The sequence below is a fragment of the Paraburkholderia sp. J8-2 genome, assembly GCF_905220195.1.
Classification (GTDB): Bacteria; Pseudomonadota; Gammaproteobacteria; order Burkholderiales; family Burkholderiaceae; genus Paraburkholderia.
Genome location: NZ_CAJMZA010000009.1, coordinates 1 through 13,616 on the forward strand (window position 1 = coordinate 1; position 13,616 = coordinate 13,616).

General features: G+C 66.0%; 15 protein-coding genes. 6 read left to right on the forward strand and 9 right to left on the reverse strand.

The genetic code is table 11. The annotated features are described in order from the left end of the window. On the reverse strand, positions 1-585 hold a 585-nt coding region (locus tag U5A52_RS20535), incomplete at its 3' end, for an aromatic amino acid lyase (RefSeq protein ID WP_321936036.1). A 124-nt stretch (positions 586-709) separates the two neighbouring features. Continuing rightward, the gene (locus U5A52_RS20540; RefSeq protein ID WP_321936037.1) at positions 710-1,642 is read right to left on the reverse strand and encodes a LysR family transcriptional regulator; all 933 of its coding nucleotides are present in this window, start codon (positions 1,640-1,642) and stop codon (positions 710-712) included. A 116-nt stretch (positions 1,643-1,758) separates the two neighbouring features. On the opposite strand from U5A52_RS20540, the gene U5A52_RS20545 reads away from it, so the two are divergent. Both U5A52_RS20545 and U5A52_RS20550 read left to right on the forward strand, forming a co-directional pair. Further along, positions 1,759-2,664, forward strand: a complete 906-nt coding sequence (locus tag U5A52_RS20545; protein WP_321936038.1) for an NAD-dependent epimerase/dehydratase family protein — start codon at positions 1,759-1,761, stop codon at positions 2,662-2,664. Between the two features lie 106 nt (positions 2,665-2,770). Further along, the gene (locus U5A52_RS20550; protein WP_321912275.1) at positions 2,771-2,953 is read left to right on the forward strand and encodes a hypothetical protein; all 183 of its coding nucleotides are present in this window, start codon (positions 2,771-2,773) and stop codon (positions 2,951-2,953) included. A 71-nt stretch (positions 2,954-3,024) separates the two neighbouring features. On the opposite strand, the gene U5A52_RS20555 is transcribed toward U5A52_RS20550, so the two are convergent. Genes U5A52_RS20555 through U5A52_RS20565 form a run of 3 tightly spaced genes read right to left on the reverse strand, consistent with a single transcriptional unit; the run spans position 3,025 to position 4,587 of the window. After that, positions 3,025-3,765 (reverse strand): thioredoxin family protein, encoded by a 741-nt coding sequence (locus U5A52_RS20555; RefSeq protein WP_321936039.1) that lies wholly within the window; start codon positions 3,763-3,765, stop codon positions 3,025-3,027. A gap of 34 nt (positions 3,766-3,799) precedes the next feature. After that, the gene (locus U5A52_RS20560) at positions 3,800-4,138 is read right to left on the reverse strand and encodes an SRPBCC domain-containing protein (RefSeq protein WP_321912279.1); all 339 of its coding nucleotides are present in this window, start codon (positions 4,136-4,138) and stop codon (positions 3,800-3,802) included. Further along, positions 4,138-4,587 carry a metalloregulator ArsR/SmtB family transcription factor gene (locus U5A52_RS20565; protein WP_321936040.1) on the reverse strand — a complete coding sequence of 150 codons (450 nt, stop codon included), beginning with the start codon at positions 4,585-4,587 and terminating at the stop codon, positions 4,138-4,140. The genes U5A52_RS20560 and U5A52_RS20565 overlap by 1 nt, the downstream gene beginning before the upstream one ends. Positions 4,588-4,728: 141 nt before the next feature. Between U5A52_RS20565 and U5A52_RS20570 the strand changes: the two genes are divergently transcribed. Beyond that, positions 4,729-5,124 carry a hypothetical protein gene (locus U5A52_RS20570; protein WP_321936041.1) on the forward strand — a complete coding sequence of 132 codons (396 nt, stop codon included), beginning with the start codon at positions 4,729-4,731 and terminating at the stop codon, positions 5,122-5,124. Between the two features lie 121 nt (positions 5,125-5,245). On the opposite strand, the gene U5A52_RS20575 is transcribed toward U5A52_RS20570, so the two are convergent. Beyond that, positions 5,246-6,646, reverse strand: coding sequence for an NCS2 family permease (locus tag U5A52_RS20575; protein WP_321912285.1), 1,401 nt, complete (start codon positions 6,644-6,646; stop codon positions 5,246-5,248). 532 nt (positions 6,647-7,178) lie between these two features. On the opposite strand from U5A52_RS20575, the gene U5A52_RS20580 reads away from it, so the two are divergent. Both U5A52_RS20580 and U5A52_RS20585 read left to right on the forward strand, forming a co-directional pair. Further along, positions 7,179-8,216, forward strand: coding sequence for a PRC-barrel domain-containing protein (locus tag U5A52_RS20580; protein ID WP_321912287.1), 1,038 nt, complete (start codon positions 7,179-7,181; stop codon positions 8,214-8,216). Between the two features lie 11 nt (positions 8,217-8,227). Then, complete coding sequence (locus U5A52_RS20585; RefSeq protein WP_321912289.1) at positions 8,228-9,481, forward strand: MFS transporter; 1,254 nt, start codon at positions 8,228-8,230, stop codon at positions 9,479-9,481. Between the two features lie 212 nt (positions 9,482-9,693). Here the strand turns inward: U5A52_RS20585 and U5A52_RS20590 are convergent, their stop codons facing one another. After that, entirely contained in the window at positions 9,694-10,167 is a 474-nt protein-coding gene (locus U5A52_RS20590) for a DUF3331 domain-containing protein (RefSeq protein WP_051482004.1), read from the reverse strand. Positions 10,168-10,959: 792 nt separating this feature from the next. Beyond that, positions 10,960-11,868 carry a LysR family transcriptional regulator ArgP gene (locus U5A52_RS20595; RefSeq protein WP_321912291.1) on the reverse strand — a complete coding sequence of 303 codons (909 nt, stop codon included), beginning with the start codon at positions 11,866-11,868 and terminating at the stop codon, positions 10,960-10,962. A gap of 143 nt (positions 11,869-12,011) precedes the next feature. On the opposite strand from U5A52_RS20595, the gene U5A52_RS20600 reads away from it, so the two are divergent. Next, positions 12,012-12,629, forward strand: coding sequence for a LysE/ArgO family amino acid transporter (locus U5A52_RS20600; RefSeq protein WP_321936042.1), 618 nt, complete (start codon positions 12,012-12,014; stop codon positions 12,627-12,629). 46 nt (positions 12,630-12,675) lie between these two features. On the opposite strand, the gene U5A52_RS20605 is transcribed toward U5A52_RS20600, so the two are convergent. Beyond that, entirely contained in the window at positions 12,676-13,608 is a 933-nt protein-coding gene (locus U5A52_RS20605) for a hypothetical protein (protein ID WP_321936043.1), read from the reverse strand. Positions 13,609-13,616: the final 8 nt, after the last annotated feature.

The following is a 13,616-nucleotide window of genomic DNA, read 5'->3' on the forward strand; positions in this document are numbered from 1 at the left end:
GAGCGCGAGACCTTCCTTCGCCTGCAGGGCGAGCGGCTTGAGGCCCGCGGCCGCCAGACCCGCCTCTGCGCTGGCGCGTTCGCCGCGGATGAACACTTCACCAATGCCGAGCAGCACGGCCGACATATGCGCGAGCGGCGCGAGGTCGCCCGAGGCGCCGACCGAGCCCTTCACGGGAATGAGCGGCAGCACGTCGGCGTTGAAGAGCGTGATGAGCGCGTCCATCACTTCGCGGCGGATACCCGAATAGCCGCGGCCGAGGCTCGACAGCTTCAGCGCCATCAAGAGGCGTACGACCGGACGCGACATCGGCTCGCCCACGCCCACGGCGTGCGAAAGCACCAGGTTGCGCTGCAGCAGTTCGAGCTGGTCGCTCGGGATGTGCGTGCTCGCCAGACGCCCGAAGCCCGTATTGATGCCGTAGGCGGGCTCACCCTTTGCCGTGATCTCGGCAACGGCGCGTGCGCCGGCGTCGATGGCCGCGAAGCTGGCCGGATCGAGCTCGAGCCGCACTGCCTCGCGCGCGATCTGGCGCAGTTGGGGCAGGGTCAGATGGCCGGGCGTGAGGCGAAGGGTCGGGAGCATGGTCGAATCCTGTCTATACAAGTCGCGAAAGTGGCCGAAGTCTAGCCTGGCGCGCCTGTCTATACAACTCCTCTTTGCGGCCCTTGTGGCCTGGGACTATCCACGAGAAGGCCGCGAGCGACCGTCACGTATCGAGTTGCAGCCTGCCCCCAATAAACGCGAGAAAGCACTGCACGCGCGCCGCAAGCGCCGCGCTGCGGTAGTACACGGCGTGGATCGGCTGGCGCGATTCGATCAGCGCGTCGTCCAGCACCGTGACGAGGCGTCCCGCCCCACGGTCGGCCGTGGTGAGGAAGTCGGAAAGGCACGCGATGCCGCTTCCGGCGAGCGCGAGCTGGCGTATCGTCTCGCCGCTCGACGCCAAAAGCGCGGGTGCGATGGTGTAGCCGGATTCGGTCTCTTGCGTCCTTGCGGCCGTGCCCGCTTCGCCGCCGCCAGCCGCACGCAGCGGCCAGCCGTTCAGATGCGCGGGCGCCGTAAAACCGATCAGCCGATGTTCGCGCAACGCGGCCACGCTGCGCGGCGTGCCGTGCGCCGCGAGATAGCCGGGACTCGCGACGATGCGCAAACGGCTCGTGCCGAGCGAGCGCGCGTGCAGCGTGGAGTCCTGCAGCGTGCCGATGCGAATGGCGATATCCACGCGCTGCTCCAGCAAATCGACGATGCGCTCGTTATTCGTGAGCTCGAGTTCGATCTCGGGATACGCCTCGGCGAACGCCGCGACGTGCGGCACGATGCAGTGAAGCATGAACGGCGTGGCCGCATCCACGCGCAAGCGCCCCGAAGGACGCTCGCGGTGGCGCGTGACGGCCTCTTCGGCATCGGCCATCGCCGCGAGAATGGCGCGGGCGCGATCGAGGAACAGCTCGCCCTCCTCCGTGAGCTGCAAGCGCCGCGTGGTGCGCAGAATCAACGCGACGCCCAGTTGCTTTTCGAGCCGCGTCAGCGCGCGGCTCACGCCGGATACGGTTTGCTCGAGCTTTTCGGCGGCGGCGGTGATCGACCCCGCATCGATCACGGTGACGAATACGAGCAGTTCGTCGGTCGACGTCTTCATCGTTGCTATTGTTGATTTGCAGTCAAGATTCATTTGAGACTAACACGGTTTTTGCAAACGCCGGATGCCCCGATACTGACTTCCATCGCAATCGAGAACAGGACCAGGAGCAACCCATGAAAGTATTCGTGACAGGCGCAGGCGGTTTTATCGGCGGCACGATCGCAGCGCATCTCGTGCGCGCGGGCCACACGGTGCGCGGCCTCGTACGCCGCCCCGAGCAGTTCGCCGACCTCGAAAAACTCGGCATCACACCCGTGCAGGGCGATCTCGACGACCGTGCGACGCTGATGGAGCAAGCACGCGCCGCCGACGCCGTGATCAACGCGGCCAGCAGCGACCATCGCGGCGCGGTCGAGGCGCTCATCGACGCGCTCGCAGGCTCCGGCAAGCCGCTCCTGCACACGAGCGGCTCGAGCATCGTGGGCGACGCATCGGGCGGCGAGGCGACCGATCGCATCTATTACGAAGACGCCCTGCCCGAGCCGACCGCCGACAAGGCGCCGCGCGTGGCCATCGACAATCTCGTGCTCGCGGCGGCGGCGCGCGGCGTGAAGAGCGCCGTGCTGTGCAACACGCTGATCTATGGCGTGGGCGCCGTGCCGGGCGCCGCGAGCGTGCAACTGCCGCGGCTCATCCGTCAGGCGCAAAAGAGCGGCGTGATGCGCCACGTCGGGCGCGGCCTGAATATCTGGTCGAACGTGCATGTCGACGACGTGGCCGAACTCTATCGCCTCGCGCTCGACAATACGCCGGCGGGCACGTTCTACTTTGTCGAAAGCGGCGAAGCGAATTTCCGCGACATGACCACGGCGCTCGCCGATGTGATGGGTCTCGGCGAACCGCAGGACTGGCCGCTCGAAGCAGCGATCGAGGAATGGGGCTATGAGATGGCGTCGTACGGCCTCGGCTCGAACAGCCGCGTGCGCGGCGAGCGCGCCCGCAAGCTGCTCGGCTGGCAGCCGCAGCGCACCTCGGTCACGGACTGGATTCGTAAAGAGATGCCAAAACCGCAAAGATAAGTGCTGTAGAGCACGTTATTGTTGCGTATCCGTAAGGTCGATTCGCTAGAATCCGAGCGTCTTGCACTAGCTGCTGGCGCGTTGCGCGCCGGCACCGGATACGCCGATGCTACTCGCGCTGAACTTCTACTGGCTGACCAATCTGCTGGCCGTCCTGATCATCGTCGCGTGCCTCTACGACACGCGCTACGATGAATATGGCACGCTGACGCTCGCCGCCAGCGCGATGGGACTGATCGTGATGGCGATCGAAGTGCTGCTGCGCCCCGCGTTCGAGATGTCGCTCTAGCCCATTTCTTACGCTGACATCGCAGCAGTCTTTCGCTGTACTAACAACCGTCTATCGTCATTGCGCGGCATTTACTGCTTCTCGTGCGCACAGCACGACGACTGCGCGGGCGCATCTTCATAGCGATCGTGGTGACGCATCCACTCGCGCATGTCCTTCTCTTCGTTGCGCCCCTTCGCGGTGAGTTCCAGCATCGCATACGTTCCGATCAGCATGTCCCCGCCGCGCGCGTATGTCGAATACGTGTGGTACACGTTGCCCGCTTCGTCGCGATAGAACGCGCTGACGCCGGGCAGTTCGTCGCTCATGTATTCCTGCTCGGTGTAGTTGTAGATTGCCTTGCCGCGCGCCTTGTCGGCCTCGCTGAACGACACGTGATAGTCAAAGTTGAAGTCGCTCGCATTCGACGACACCCACGGAAAACGCCAGCCCATGCGCCGCTTGAACGCCTCGATCTTCGCGAGCGGCGCGCGCGATACGGCCACGTAGGTCACGTCGTGATGCTCCAGATGCGGCAGCATGCCGTCCACGTGGTCGGAGAGGAACGAGCAGCCCGGGCACCCCTCTTCCCACTCCGGCCCGAGCATGAAGTGGTAAATGATCAGCTGGCTGCGCGACCCGAATAGCTCGGCAAGCGTGCGCGCACCTTGCGGCGTATCGAACGTATAGGTTTTCTCGACTTTCACCCACGGCAGCGCCTGACGCTTCGCCACCAGCGCGTCGCGTGCATGCGTGAATGCGCGCTCCTCTGCCAGCAACGCCTTGCGCGCCTCCAGCCATTCGGCCTCCGAAACGATCTTGTGCGTCTCCATCGTCCAATCCTCCTTTCGGTTACATGCGCGCCGTTCAGGCGAACAGCGCCACCAGTTGATCCATCGCACTTGTCCAACCCTCGTTATGCGAATCGCGCGCCGCTTCGTCGAAGAAGCGTTCGTGTTTGAGCGTGAGGTCGGTGGCGGGCCCATCGGCGCGCAGCGTCACCGTAACGAGCGACTCGCGCTCCGGCGTGCTGCGCCACGCCCACGTAAATACGAGCTTTTCGTCCGGCACGACTTCGAGATACGTGCCACTCACGTCGTGCTCCTCGCCGTTCGCGCCACGCATGATCACGCGAAAGCGCCCGCCCACGCGCACATCCGCTTCGGCGTGGATGCAAGTGTTGTCGAGCGGTTGCATCCAGCGCATCAGCTGCGCCGGCTGCGTCCACGCGGCGTAGACCTTCGCGGCAGTGGCGTTGAGCCGCCGCCGGATGGTGAGACTTGGAGCTTGCCAGGTGCCGGGTCCGGCTGCGGGCTGGGTAGACATGCATCTTCCTCCACGAAAGCGGCGAGTCGATCGAGCGTTTCGCTCCAGAAGCGTTGATAGTGCGCGAGCCACTGCATCGCGTCCTCCATCGGCCCCGCCGCGAGCCGGCACGCCACGGTGCGGCCGGTTTTCGCGCGCGTGACGAGGCCCGCCTGGGCGAGTACATCCAGATGCTTCATGACCGCGGGCAACGACATCGAGAACGGCTGCGCGAGCGCGCTCACCGACAGTTCGTCGTGCTGCGAGAGGCGCGCGAGCAGCGCGCGCCGCGTGGGATCGGCGAGCGCCGCGAAGGTGCGGTCGAGGGTGTCGTCTTCATACTTAACCATGCGGTTAAGCATAGACGGCGAGCGCGCGATGTCAAGGAAAGCGCCGGCATGGACTGGCGGCGGCGCGCACGGCCGCACAGCCGCCACTAAAATGGCCGTTTCACCGCGCCGCGCATTTCCCCATCTCTGCCACGTCACGCCATGCCGTCCAAAATCCGCAACTCGCTGCTCTGGATCTTCGACGCCTTCGAGCGCGAGCCCAGCTACCTCTGCAAGCCCATGTTCGGCTGCGACGCCGCGTATGTGGACGGCCTGCTGTGCCTCGTGGCCGCCGACCGCGACGCGCCGTTCAACGGCGTACTTGTCTGCACGTCGCGGGAGCACCATGCGTCGCTCATCGAAACGATCCCGGCGTTGCGAGCGCATCCCGTGCTCGGCAAATGGCTCTATGTGCCGCAAGCCGATGCGGCCTTCGAAGATACCGCCGCGACGTTGAGCGCGCTTGTCCTCGCGCGCGACCCGCGCATCGGCGTGGAGCCTAAACCGCGCAAGCCACGCAACGCGGGCAAGGGGCGTAACAGCGTGCTGCCGAAGTGACGCGCCAAAACATCACGCGCCGAAAGCCACACGGCCCGCGCCGCCGTGAAGCGACGCGGGCCGTGCAGCCGCCCGGACGGGCCGCCGTGGCCGCCGGGCGAATGACCGGGTCATCCGATTCTCAGATGGCCCAGCCGCCCAGGTAGAACGCGGCCAGCACGCCGGCGATCACCACCGTGCCCACATTCAGCTTGCGGATCTCGCCGCTCACCACGCGGCCGATCACGAGCGTGCAGAAGCCCAGCATGATGCCGGTGACGATGTTCGCCGTGAGCACGATGAACACAGCGCACACGAGGCCCGACATCGCATCGACCATATCGGCCATGTCGAGGCGGCTCACGCTCGACAGCATCATGAGGCCCACGTACATCAGCGCGGGCGCCGTGGCGTACGAGGGCACGAGGCCCGCGAGCGGCGCGAAGAACATCACTGCGAGGAACAGCACGCCCACCGTAGCGGCGGCGAGGCCCGTCTTCGCGCCTGCGGCCACACCCACCGTCGATTCGATATAGGCCGCCGCCGGCGCGCCGCCCAGGAAGCCCGAGAAGATCGAGCTGACCGAGTCGGCCGTCAGTGCCCGCCCGCCGTTGACGATACGTCCGTTCGCGTCGAGTTGACCGGCCTGCCCCGCCACGGCGCGGATCGTGCCGGTGGCGTCGAACACGGCCGTCATCACGAGTGCCAGCACGCTCGGCAGCACGGCGAGCGAGAGCGCGCCCTTGATATCCATCGCACCAATCAGCGAGGCATGGCCCGGCGCCGAAAGCGACGGCCACGCGAACACGCCGTGAAAGCTCACGGCCGGGTCGATGGCGAGGCCGAGCGCCGAGATCGCGACGATCACGATCAGGATCGAGCCCGGCACACGGCGGCGCACGAGGCCGAAGATCGCGGCAAGGCCGACCACGGAGAGGATCACGGGCAGCGAAGTAATGTGGCCGAGCGAGACCGGCAGGCCCGCGCCCGGATTCTTGACGACGAGGCCCACGTCATTGGCGGCGATCAGCAACAGGAACAGGCCAATGCCGATGCCCGTGCCATGTGCAATACCGTGCGGGAGGTTGCGCAGGATCCACGAGCGCACGCCCGTCACCGAAATGCCCGTGAACACGAGGCCCATGAGGAACACCGCGCCGAGCGCCACTTCCGGCTTCAAGCCCTTGCCGAGCACGAGGCCGAAGGCCGTGAACGCCGTGAGCGAGATGGCGCAGCCGATGGCGATCGGCAGGCGCGCCCACAGGCCCATGAGCAACGAGCCGAACGCCGTGGTCAGACACACGGCCACGAACACGGCGCTGGTGTCGAAGCCCGCCTTGCCGAGCATGCCCGGCACGACGAACACGGAATAGACCATCGCGAGGAAGGTCGTGACGCCCGCAATCGCCTCCTGGCGCAGCGAGCTGCCGCGCGCGGCAATGTCGAAATAACGGTCGATGAAGCCCGAGGCCTCGCCCAACTCGATGGGCTCGGCTTCGGCGGCGGTCGTGCCGGCAAGCGGCTGCGCGTGGGGTTCGATCATGGTGAGTGCCTCCTTTATCAGCATGCTGAAACGGTTCACGGCTCACCAGCCGATCCGTCATCAGGTTTGTCTCGAATGATGTAGTTGTGTCGACGCGTTGCCGGCGCCTGGCTCAACGTCCGGCGCTCATCGTTTTGACATCTCTTTATGGATGGAGCGAAGGTTAGGCGAACACGTTATGCGCTCCCATCGCATGAGTCGCATTGAGTTCATGCCGCGATGCTTATATGCCCGTGTACTGGGCGCGCCGCGCGGGCTGGCCCCGCGTTTACACCTGGACGCGCCTGGAAGCCCCTGAACGCGGCGCGGGCGGTTTTCAGGGCGGCCTGACCTGTTTCGTCTGACGAAGGCGCGACGAATCGCCATTGCTACGGCTCGAGCGGGCATCCTGCCGCCCGGCGCGGCGTTTGCGGCACGTCAACCGCGTCGTCATTAAGCGGATCGGCCTGGCGCGCGGGTTACACTCACGCATCCCGACCCGGTTTCCCCCCGCCGCGCGCGTCGCGCCGGCTGCTCCAAGGAGTTTCAGTAGATGAGACGCGGCATCTTGCGTTCCGCACGTCCTGTTTTTCACTTTCCGTACGCCCTGACGCTGCTGATGCTGCTCACGCTTTCGGGCTGCAGCCTGTTCCGGCCGGCCCCGCCGCCCGAGCCGGAAGCGCCCGTGGCCACGGAGCCCGAGCCGGCCGCAAGCGAGCCCGAGGCCGCGTCCGCGCCGGAGGCGGCGAGCGAGCCGGAAACGGAGAGCACGGTGAGGCCTGCGCCGAAGAAGCCGCGGCCCGCGCTGGTGCGCCGCCCCCGTCCGGCGCCGCCGCCGCCCGCGCCCGCGAGTGCCCCGCCGGCACCGCCCCGGCCGCCGCTCGTGCAGGTACGCACACTCGAGCGCGGCACCTTCCGCACGCTACTCGACAGCGAAGTCCAAAAAACCGACGGCAAGGTCGTGGGCCGTGCCGTCGATATGGTCACGGGCCCCGGCGGCAAGCCGGTCGACGTCGTGGTGAACCTGCAAGGCTTCATGGGCATTGGCGATCGCAAGGCCAACTTCCCGTGGAGCGGCGTGCGCGTGAACACCCAGGCAAAAACACCCGCCATCACGCTCGCCCTGCCCGCGAGCCAGCTGCAGGTGCCCGACCGGCCCAAGGCCGGCGCGCCGCAGCCCGGCAACCCCGAGGCGAGCGCGACGCGCCTGCCCATGCTCGACGCGGACGTGGAGCGCGCCAACGGCGCCAAGGTGGGCCGCGTGGTGGACGTGCTGCTCGACGGCAGCGCCGCCCCGCAGGCCGTGGTGCTCGACGTAAGCGGCACGCTCGAGAAGCGTCATACGATCGCGGCCGACTGGTCCGCGCTGCGCTTCGTCACGAAGAACAATGCGCTCGAGGCGCAGCTCGAAATGAGCGATCAGCAGGTGGATGCCTCGCCGCCCTACGCTCCCGACCAGCCGGTGCGCGCCGTGACGCCCGCGGCTCCGCCGCCCCCAGCCGCCCCGGCTGGACAAGCCGCCCCGCCGGCCCAAGCCGCGCCCGCTGCATCGCCTGTCGCCTCCGCAGCCAATGCCCACGGTGCCAAATGACGGACGGCACCATGCAACAACCCAATCCAGACCCGCGCAGCGTGCGCGCGCTCGACTGGCTGAACTTCTTCGTAGCGAACGTGCAGACGGGCTTCGGGCCGTTCATCGCGTCGTATCTGGCATCGCACAAGTGGACGCAGGGCGAGATCGGCCTCGCCCTTTCGGTGGGCACGATCAGCGCGATGGTGAGCCAGGTGCCGGGCGGCGCGGCGGTGGATGCCCTGCGCAACAAGAAGGCCGCTGCCGCGTGGGCGATCATCGCGATCATCGTCTCTGCCGTGCTGCTCGCCGCAAGCCCGACTGTCGTGGCGGTCATGGCCGCCGAGGTGTTCCACGGCTTCGCCAGCTGCATGCTCGTGCCGGCCATGGCGGCGCTCGCGCTCGCGCTGGTGGGCCGCCAGAACCTGGGCGACCGGCTCGGCCGCAATGCGCGCTGGGCCTCGATCGGCAGCGCGGTGGCCGCCGGGCTCATGGGCTTGTGCGGCGAGTACTTCTCGCCGCGCTCCGTGTTCTGGCTGACGGCCGCGCTCGCGCTGCCCGCACTCGTCGCCCTCGCGATGATCAAATACGACCAGAATGCCGCCTACGCCAAACCCGCAGCCAAGCCCGGCAAGGCTGGCGCCGCGGCGGGCTCGGGCGAAGCTCGCGAGACGATTTTCGACCTGCTGCGCGACCGGCGCATGCTGACCTTCGCGGCCTGTGTGGTGCTGTTCCACCTCTCGAACGCAGCGATGCTCAACCTCGCCGCCGGCGAGGTGACGGCCGGTATGGGCGACAACGTTCAGCTCGTGATCGCGGCGTGCATCATCGTGCCTCAGGCCATCGTCGCGCTGATGTCGCCGTGGGTGGGCCGCACCGCCCAGGCCTGGGGGCGCCGCCCCGTGCTGATTCTCGGCTTCTGTGCGCTCCCGCTGCGGGCGCTCCTGTTCGCGGCGGTCGGCAACCCGTACTTCCTCGTGCCGGTGCAGATGCTCGACGGCCTTTCGGCTGCCGTGTTCGGCGTGATGCTGCCGCTCATCGCCGCCGACGTGGCGGGCGGCAAGGGCCGCTACAACCTCTGTATCGGGCTCTTCGGACTTTCGGCGGGGATTGGGGCCACGCTCTCGACGGCGCTTGCCGGCTTTATCGCCGACCACCTGGGCAATACGGTGAGTTTCCTCGCGCTCGCGAGCGCGGGCGCCGCTGCGGTGCTGATGGTCTGGCTTGCGATGCCCGAGACGCGCGACGCGCTCGAAGAAGAAAACGCCCGCGACGCCACGGTTTGAGCGGTGCGCCGCCGCAGCGGGCGCCGGTTGCGCCTGCCCCGGCGGACGGTGGCAACCCGCTTTTGTCGGGACGCACGAAAACCGGCGCCCTTAGGGCGCCGGTTCGTGCAAATTCATGACGGTGGCTGACGGGGTGTGGCCCGGTTCAAGGACAAAGAAAGAGGCAAACCCCGCAAACCCGCGCGGGCGACCGGTACGCCCGTGCACGCCGCTCAGGCGGCCAGTGCCTCGTCCAGACGCGCCGCGACGACGGCGTTGGGAAGGTTGTCGAGCTTGCTCGCGAGGATCATCGCGTCGGCATTGGCCGGACGATGACGGCGATTCGGGCTCGGCCGGAACACCGCGTCGCCGCGGCGGATCTTCTCGCCGGTCAGTGCGCAAACGGCGCTGCGGCGCGCTGTGCAAACCCGCCACAACTGGTCGGAGTACCGGCCATAGGTGGCGTCGCTCCAGCAAACGGTGATGCTGTCCGGATCATGCCGCCGGATCAAGGTAATGCCCTGCGCGTCCCACGAACGTACGGTGGCACGCCGCCGGTTGGCCGCCTCCGAAGCGCCGCGTGTGATGGGTACCGGTTTGCAGCTTCTGCCGCCTTCGAATTCGCTGTCCAGGCTTAGCGGCTCGGAAGCCGCGGACAGAAGGTCAATGGTTTGTTGCCAAACGCTGCCGGTATCTAATTTCGTCATAATGCACCTCGTGCACGTGGAAACGATTCAAATATGCCGGTCGAATAAGCACTCTGCCACGTCCGGATTATAGCGTGTCTAACTCGCAATCCACAGGAAAAACGCAATTTTCACACGATAATGCCAAACGCAAAAAACGAGATGGCGGAGCTTTCAGTTCCGACTGTAAGCCTCCAATGTTGGTTTCTTTACATCCGTGAACTTTTTTGCCGATTTGATGATACTTAACAATCCCGCTGCGGAAAAAATAACCGGTTTCTGGCTTGATGTCACTAGCGGCGTGACTTTCGAACATAACTGAATTGTTACAGCGCCCGCTGCGTCCGATAGGCGCATGCCGCCCGAAACGCCCGCCCAGTGCCCGTCTAGCGGTCTTTACGCGGAACGCACTGGCTCCACTCTTACACACGACACGTGACCGATCAATGAAACGCAATGCCCTATTCGACATAGGTGCATCAGACATATCACATACTAAACGTCAGTCTATTGACCGTAATATTCTCGCACGAAGCTTGCATCATCCTGTGCATCGAATATCGAGACATTCCACTATTCGGAATAGCAATTAATGGATTTTGAATATTCCTTTAGCGGCTTTGCTACCTGTCAATCCTGTCATTGTGCGATGCGTTCCATACGAATAGCAACAAAGCGGTGATGTTACAAGCACCATCATCCGCACCGAAAGAATGCACACTAAACCCCCATTGAATCCGCGGATAAAGACAAACGAATGAAGATATCGCGCGGTTCGTCTTAGGTGCGTCTTAGGTGCGTCCTGGTTTCGCCTCAGGTGGCGCGGCCCTGATCGAGAAATTCGCCGGCGCGTACTCTGAGCATCGAGCCGAAGTCGTCGAGCCAGCCAATGGAAAGCCGCCAGCTCTGCCAGTAGAGTTCGACGTCGAGCGCCCGGCCCGGCGTGAGCTCAACGAGTTCGCCGCGCGCGAGATGCGGCGCGATCATGCGCTCGGGGCACATGCCCCAGCCCAGACCATTCAGGCAGCAACGCAGAAAACCGGCCACATGCGGAATCCAGTGCAGCGGCGCATCGATCTGCGCACGCGTGATGCGGCGAATGAAGCGCTTTTGCAGCTGATCCTTGGGATTGAACTCGACGCACGGCGCGCGGCGCAGCGTGTCGCGCGTCACGCCCTGCGCAAAATACTGCGCGAAGAACGCCGGCGAGCACACCGCGAGATAGCGCATGCGGCCAAGGCGTGTCGAGCGGCAGCCCTGCACGGGCTCGGCCTGCGTCGTGACGGCGCCCTGCACGCTGCCGTCGCGCATGCGTTGCGCGGTGTGATCCTGGTCGTCGATCACAAGATCGAGCAGAATGCCGCGCTCAACGCAGAAGGCCGCCACGGCGTCGATGAACCAGGTGCCCACGCTGTCGTCGTTCACTGCCACCCGCAGCGTCGGCCGCGCTGCCCCCAGCGCGCTCGTGAAGGTCGGCATCGCCCCGCCCAACTCCGCCTCGAGCAACTGCACGCGCTCCGTGTGACGGCACAGCAGCGCACCCGAAGCCGTCGCGACGCAAGGCTGGCCACGTTTCACGAGCACGGTGCCCACGCGCTCCTCCAGCAGCTTCACGCGCTGCGAGACCGCCGACGGCGTGACGTTGAGCGCGCCCGCAGCACGATCGAACGAACCATGCCGCACGACGGCGGCGAGCGCATCGAGCAAGGCATAGTCGAGCATTAGCGTTCCTTAATCCGGTTAATGAAAATGAGCTGTTCTTATGCGGCTCATGGCGGCAGACTAGCGCCATTCCCTGTCGATGTCCAACGATCGCAGGCGCCGCGTACCGCGCCGCCCGCGCTCCCACTTTGCCCGCAACCGTCATGAACTGGCTCGCTTTCACTCACGGCGCAGCGCTTTGCGCCTCGCTCATCGTCACGATCGGCGCACAGAATGCGTTCGTACTGCGTCAGGGCATCCTGCGCTCGCACGTCGGCAAGATCGTCCTGCTTTGCACGCTGTCCGACTTCGTGCTGATCGGCGCGGGGGTGGGCGGCGCCTCGGCGCTCGTCGAGCGCTATCCGACTTTCGTGCACGTCGTGCTGTATGTGGGGCTTGCCTGGCTCGTGTGGTTCGGCGTTGGCGCGCTGCGGCGCGCGGTGCGCCCTTCGCACGCGGTGCTGGAAAGCAATGCCGCGGCGGATGCGCCCGAGCAGCGCGCATGGCCGATCATCCTCATGACGCTCGCGTTCACCTGGCTCAATCCGCACGTGTATCTCGACACCTTCCTGCTGATCGGCACGGCCGGCGCGCGCGAACCGCAGGGCAGCCGCCTCGCCTTTGCGATCGGCGCCATGTGCGTGAGCGCGGTATGGTTCGTCGCGCTAGGCTACGGCGCACGTGCGCTCGCGCCGCTGTTCCGGCGTGCGAGTGCGTGGCGCGTGCTCGACGGCGCCATCGGCGGCATGGTGCTATTGATCGCATTTGCGCAATTGCGCTAACACGCGCGCCCACTCAACACGCGGTTGGCGATCGGCGCATGCGCCGCTACTGTGCCGCGCCCCTCGCCTTCTGCTGCTGCAGCAGGCCCTCGACGAGTTCCGGCGACATATAGTGCGGCCCGTCGAAGAGATAGACGCGATAACCGTGATACGCCTCGAGCTGCGGCGCGAGTTCCGCGGCCGTGGCTGCACGAAAGCCCCCACCCTGCTTCGGGCGGAACGCCTCCGCAATGATGCGCACGCGCTTGTGGCCCAGATGCGCCGATAAGGCGTCCGCGTATTCGCGCGCCGCCGCCGGGCCGCGCGCATAAACACCGCAGCCGTCCTGCAGCAGCACGCCGACATCTTTCGGCAGCCAGGTGTCGAGCCATTTCGCCAGCGCCTCGCCGCCCATGTTGCTGGTGTCGTACACGCTGATCCACAACGGATGCGGCAGCTTTTCCAGCAGCGGCGCCATACGTGGCGCGTCGGCCCAGGTGGGATCGACTTCGACGGGGAAATACCAGCCCGTGATGTGCACCGGCGGCCGCACAGCCGCTAGCTTCAGCGATCGTTCGACCAGCGTTTCGAGGTTCTCGCGCGCTTTCTTCTCGTCCGAATAGCCCGCCAGCCCGACGATCACGCCGCGCGCCCACGGTTCATTGGCAATGCGCACCCAGTCGGGCACGCGCGGCGCGGGAATGCCCGCGCCCGCCATGAACGCCACGTCGTCCACGGCGATCCATTGCACCAGCAGTTCGTTCAAGCCTAACCGGTCCCAGTCGCCGCGCAGGTCGAGATGGTCGTTATCGGGCTGCCAGACGATGCCTTGCGCGAGCGCATCGGCGTGTGCGGGAACCTGCAGCGTGCAACCGGCGGCAGCCAGCGCGCACAGTGCCGCGCCTGCCAGACGCGCGCAGCGCCGCACAACGCACGAGCGCTTTCGTGCGGCTTCTGCCGCGTGGCCCGCATTGCCCTGGGCCGTTCTTCGCACGATCATCAGGTTTC

Bases quoted from the DNA above. Each gene is read 5' to 3' on its own strand.
- U5A52_RS20590 (WP_051482004.1), bottom strand. From the start codon at position 10,167: ATGACGAAATTAGATACCGGCAGCGTTTGGCAACAAACCATTGACCTT.
- U5A52_RS20560 (WP_321912279.1), bottom strand. From the start codon at position 4,138: ATGCGCTGGATGCAACCGCTCGACAACACTTGCATCCACGCCGAAGCG.
- U5A52_RS20595 (WP_321912291.1), bottom strand. From the start codon at position 11,868: ATGCTCGACTATGCCTTGCTCGATGCGCTCGCCGCCGTCGTGCGGCAT.
- U5A52_RS20550 (WP_321912275.1), top strand. From the start codon at position 2,771: ATGCTACTCGCGCTGAACTTCTACTGGCTGACCAATCTGCTGGCCGTC.
- U5A52_RS20555 (WP_321936039.1), bottom strand. From the start codon at position 3,765: ATGGAGACGCACAAGATCGTTTCGGAGGCCGAATGGCTGGAGGCGCGC.
- U5A52_RS20585 (WP_321912289.1), top strand. From the start codon at position 8,228: ATGCAACAACCCAATCCAGACCCGCGCAGCGTGCGCGCGCTCGACTGG.
- U5A52_RS20545 (WP_321936038.1), top strand. From the start codon at position 1,759: ATGAAAGTATTCGTGACAGGCGCAGGCGGTTTTATCGGCGGCACGATC.
- U5A52_RS20575 (WP_321912285.1), bottom strand. From the start codon at position 6,646: ATGATCGAACCCCACGCGCAGCCGCTTGCCGGCACGACCGCCGCCGAA.
- U5A52_RS20570 (WP_321936041.1), top strand. From the start codon at position 4,729: ATGCCGTCCAAAATCCGCAACTCGCTGCTCTGGATCTTCGACGCCTTC.
- U5A52_RS20600 (WP_321936042.1), top strand. From the start codon at position 12,012: ATGAACTGGCTCGCTTTCACTCACGGCGCAGCGCTTTGCGCCTCGCTC.
- U5A52_RS20605 (WP_321936043.1), bottom strand. From the start codon at position 13,608: ATGATCGTGCGAAGAACGGCCCAGGGCAATGCGGGCCACGCGGCAGAA.
- U5A52_RS20565 (WP_321936040.1), bottom strand. From the start codon at position 4,587: ATGGTTAAGTATGAAGACGACACCCTCGACCGCACCTTCGCGGCGCTC.
- U5A52_RS20580 (WP_321912287.1), top strand. From the start codon at position 7,179: ATGAGACGCGGCATCTTGCGTTCCGCACGTCCTGTTTTTCACTTTCCG.
- U5A52_RS20540 (WP_321936037.1), bottom strand. From the start codon at position 1,642: ATGAAGACGTCGACCGACGAACTGCTCGTATTCGTCACCGTGATCGAT.